The organism is Hyphomonas sp. GM-8P (genome assembly GCF_003263315.1).
Classification (GTDB): Bacteria; Pseudomonadota; Alphaproteobacteria; order Caulobacterales; family Hyphomonadaceae; genus Hyphomonas.
Map to the genome: position 1 here is coordinate 1 of NZ_AWFE01000111.1, position 4,371 is coordinate 4,371.

The following is a 4,371-nucleotide window of genomic DNA, read 5'->3' on the forward strand; positions in this document are numbered from 1 at the left end:
GCGAAAAGCGCCAGGATGTCGTGAAGATCGCACGCAATGACATTGGCAGCGCGAAGCCATGACAGAGGCCGTTTCTCCTCCAGCCCAACCGCTCGAAATCCGCGGGCGCCCGAGACCCGTGAAGCGGTTCTCCAAACGGGCGCTGATGATCCTGCTCGGAACCGGCAGCGCAATCGTGCTTGGCTCGCTAGCCTTTGCGCTGCAGGGACCGAAGGAAGGCACTGACGGTCCGGCGCGGGAGCTTTACAATACCGGTCATAATCCAGAGGCGGATGGATTGGCCACGCTTCCGAAATCCTATGGTGAGATTGCGCCGGAAGACGATGTCCTCGGGCCGCCACTGCCGGGGGATCTTGGCACACCGATCCTGAAGGCGCAGCGCGAAGGGCGGATGGGGCTGCCTGAACAGGATGCGCCTGAATCTGATCCGATGCGCGGACAATTAACGGCACTGGAGGCAGAGCTGCGCGCGCGTGAAGCGGCGCTCTCCGATGCCGCGCGGGGGAGCGGGGTTTTTTTCCAGGTTGGGGCGAGTACGGGTTCGAAGAGCGTTGGAGGAGGCGTTGCGAGTCCATCAGCGGCCTCGATCAGTTTTCCGGACCTGTCGGCATTTGCGCCATCTGGCGGCAGTGCGTTTGGGTCATCCTTAAATGAAGATCCAAACCGGCAGGCCCGCAAGCTTGATTTTCTGGGCGCAGAAACCGATCCCTCGATCTACAATCCGCATCGGCTGGAGACACCGGTTTCTCCCTACCAGCTGATGGCTGGAACGATTATTCCGGCAACCCTGCTGACAGGGGTGAACTCCGACCTTCCGGGGCAGGTCATCGCGCAGGTGACAAGCCCGGTTTATGACACCGTCACTGGAGAGAGCGTTCTCGTGCCTCAGGGCGCGAGGCTCATTGGCCGCTATGACAGCGTCATCGCGTTCGGTCAGTCACGGGCGCTCCTCGTCTGGAGCCGGATCGTCATGCCGGATGGATCGTCGATCCGCATCGACAATCTCGCCGGCGTCGATGCCCGTGGCTATGCCGGCCTCGAAGACAAAGTCGACTATCATTCCTGGAAGCTGTTGCAGGGCGTCGCGCTCTCCACCTTGCTCGGCGTGGGATCAGAACTCGCGAGCGATGATGAGGGCGACATTGCCCGCGCGCTTCGCCGCTCCGCACAGACGGGCGCGAATGAGGCGGGCCAGGAAATCGTGCGTCGCAATCTCGACGTCCAACCCTCGATCACGATCCGGCCTGGCTGGCGGCTCGCAGTGCTCGTCAACAAGGATATCGTTCTGAAACCCTATCAAGGAGGCAATCAGCCATGAGTGAAGTCAGTCTGAAAATTGGGCCGCTTCCGGACCGGACACCGCAGAAACTGTCGATCAGTCTCGAGCCACCTCTGGCTGCGGACCTCGAAGCGTATTCTCGGATCCATGCTGCCACCTACGGAGCTGAGGCATCGGTGGCTGTGCTGGTTCCTCTGATGCTTGAAGCTTTCCTTTCAAGCGATCCTGGCTTTCGTAAGGCCATGAAGACTCAAACCTACCGGTGATGTCGAGCAATGGCCCGGACGCAGATACCTCCCCATCTTAAAACCTGTGAAATCAAGCGCCGTCTCAAAACGCTGATCGCTGCAGCGAAAGATACAGGATTTGATGTGTGCGGCGTTCGGCTAATGCCTGACGGCGAAATTACGCTTCTGGACAAGGCCTCTCTCAGGCTCGAAACTGATTCGGAGGCGAAATGGCTAGGGAGCTGAGCATGTCCATCAAGGGACTTCATGTAATTGCGAAGAAGCTCGCGACTGGTCAGACCCGATACTATTATTATGCGTTTCGAGGTGGGCCCAAATTTTGGACGAGTGAAGGATCCAGATTGGACGGAGCCGGCAAGCGATTGCCTCCAGAATTCATCCAGGCCTATTCAGAGGTGATGGAGGATGAGAGAGCGCCGGTCGCAGATTCGTTCGCTATGGCGGTCATGCTTTATCGGAAGAAGTCTCCCGCATTCAGAAAGATGAAGACAAAAGGGCAAACTGCCAGGATCAAGTACCTCGACAAGTGGTTGGAAATGCCCCTGAAGGCGGGCCAGCCAGCTGCGAACGCACCGCTTTCGGTTTTCGATAGCAGACGCATTATCAAGTTTATCACCTCCCACCGCGATCGTGTTTGGGGTCACTCTCCGAGCGCTGCTGATGAGGCCGTCCTGGCTCTGTCGGCCTTCCTGACCTGGTGCAAAAAGGACGGGCGGCTGGACTGGAACCGAGCGCATGGCATCGAACCGCTTTACGAGCGGCCGACGGAAGCGCGTATTTGGTCTCTGGAAGAGCAGGCAAAGTTTCTCGAAACCGCGTCAGCTCATTTGGCATGGGCGTTCAAACTGGCTCTTCACACTGGACTTCGCCGTGAAGACCTTACCCGCTTGCCACTTTCGGCGATCACGAAGCAGCATCTGATCATTCCTACGGGCAAGAGCCGTGGCCGCAACACTGCACTTATCCCCATCACGCCTCCGCTCCGGTCGTTGCTTGATGAAATCGATGCGGCGCGCGCCAAACTCGCGACTGCGCCCCTCACGATTCTTTTCTCCAGCAAGGGCAAGCCTTGGACTGCAGAAGGGTTCGGCACGAGCTTTGATCGCCATCGCAGCCGTATGGGACTTGGCCCGGAAAACGATGGACCAACCATCCACGACATGCGCAAGACATGCGCGACGAATATGGTCATCCTTCAGCACCTCTACCCGGCTCTGATATCAGATCAGGTTCTGACTGATTTGTTTGGCTGGACGCCGGGCACGCTCGCGAAAATGAAGCGGATTTACGTGTCAGATGCAGCTGTTATTGAAGCGATGACGACTTCGATCTAGTAGCCAGGTCTCGTAAAGGCTGCCACCTGCATAGGCAAGAAATCGCTTAGTGCTGATTTGCACCAATTTGGTGATTTTCTTTACACGTTAGCTGGACATGTAAAGAAAATTGCGTTTCTTTGACACATCATGTCGAAATTACCAGATTCCTCGTACAAATTGCCAGACCTTCCGCCACCCGTCGAGATCGAGACGATACCGGTGCTGAAGGCACTTGCACGCGCCAACAGGGCACTGGCGGAATTGAAGGGCGCAGCCAAAGCCATCCCCAACCAGGGTATCTTGATCGACACGCTGGCCTTGCAGGAGGCCAAGGCAAGTTCTGAAATTGAAAACATCGTCACCACTCAAGATGAACTGTTCCAAGCAGACTTGTTCCCGGAAGGACCTGGCTCAGCCGCAGCAAAAGAGGTCGCGCTCTATCGTGATGCCCTGAGACTTGGATTTGACCAGCTACGCAAGACGCAAGGTTTGATCACCAACCGCATCATCATCGACATGTTCCGTTTGTTGAAGGGGCGAGACGATGGCTTCAGAACGCAGGCCGGAACAGAGCTGAAGAATGATCGCACAGGCGAAACCGTCTATGTGCCACCACAGGGCCCGCGTGAGATTGAAGCCCTTATGGCTGGACTCGAAGTCTTCATCAACGATGATGACGCCTGCGATCTGGACCCGCTCATCAAAATGGCGATCATTCACCATCAATTTGAGAGCATCCACCCGTTCCCGGATGGCAATGGCCGGATCGGGCGTATCCTCAATGTACTTTATCTGACGCGCACGGGCCTGCTCGACATTCCCATTCTCTATCTCAGCCGGCACATCACAGGTACGAAAAACGACTATTATCAATTGCTGCAGGCCGTGCGAGACGACGGCGCCTGGGAAGATTGGGTACTCTACATTCTGGAAGCGGTGGCAGAGACATCTCAGACTACCCTACAGCTGATCGAAGGTTTGCGCGCCCAGATGGCGGACTACAAGAAACGGATGCGAGCAGAGCTCGGCAAGATCTACAGTCAGGACTTGTTGAACAACCTCTTCCGCCACCCTTACACGCGCATCGATTACGTGATGAACGACCTGCATGTCAGCCGACCTACCGCCACCAAGTATCTCGACCAGCTAGCCGAAGCGGGCTTCGTGACCAAGCATCAGGCCGGCCGGAACAATTACTATATCAACGAACCACTTCTCGCATTGTTCATGCGTGTATCCGACGGTGGTGGACGGCAAGAAGCGAAGTAATCCAGCAACTGCTAAGCCGGGACCGCTTCACTGATTAAGTCCTCACCGATCTGTTCGACTGGACACCCAAGACATGCATAAAAAATCAAGCGCGCACACACGTTCGACGCGACCGTTCTGGGCGCAAGAGCGCCACATTTTAAGGACGGAACAAGAACAGAACCTGTAAACTATGCTGTAAACTGTTCTCTGATGTTCTTTTTTCCACAGGCTAGTGCCTTGTTTTTATGGTGGGCGGTAACGGGCTCGAACCGCTGAC

The 4,371-nt window shown here is 56.3% G+C and carries 4 protein-coding genes; all 4 read left to right on the forward strand.

Annotated elements, in window-relative coordinates:
• Positions 1–58 precede the first annotated feature (58 nt).
• Positions 59–1,318 (forward strand): TrbI/VirB10 family protein, encoded by a 1,260-nt coding sequence (locus HY26_RS16210; RefSeq protein WP_045695883.1) that lies wholly within the window; start codon positions 59–61, stop codon positions 1,316–1,318.
• Positions 1,315–1,545 (forward strand): DUF2274 domain-containing protein, encoded by a 231-nt coding sequence (locus HY26_RS16215; protein ID WP_034741777.1) that lies wholly within the window; start codon positions 1,315–1,317, stop codon positions 1,543–1,545. Before HY26_RS16210 ends, HY26_RS16215 begins: the two co-directional genes overlap by 4 nt.
• Before the next feature lie 209 nt (positions 1,546–1,754).
• A complete protein-coding gene (locus HY26_RS16225; protein ID WP_045695885.1) occupies positions 1,755–2,861 on the forward strand; it encodes a tyrosine-type recombinase/integrase in 1,107 nt (368 codons plus the stop codon).
• A gap of 129 nt (positions 2,862–2,990) precedes the next feature.
• Positions 2,991–4,112, forward strand: a complete 1,122-nt coding sequence (locus HY26_RS16230) for a Fic family protein (protein ID WP_034741786.1) — start codon at positions 2,991–2,993, stop codon at positions 4,110–4,112.
• Positions 4,113–4,371 lie beyond the last annotated feature (259 nt).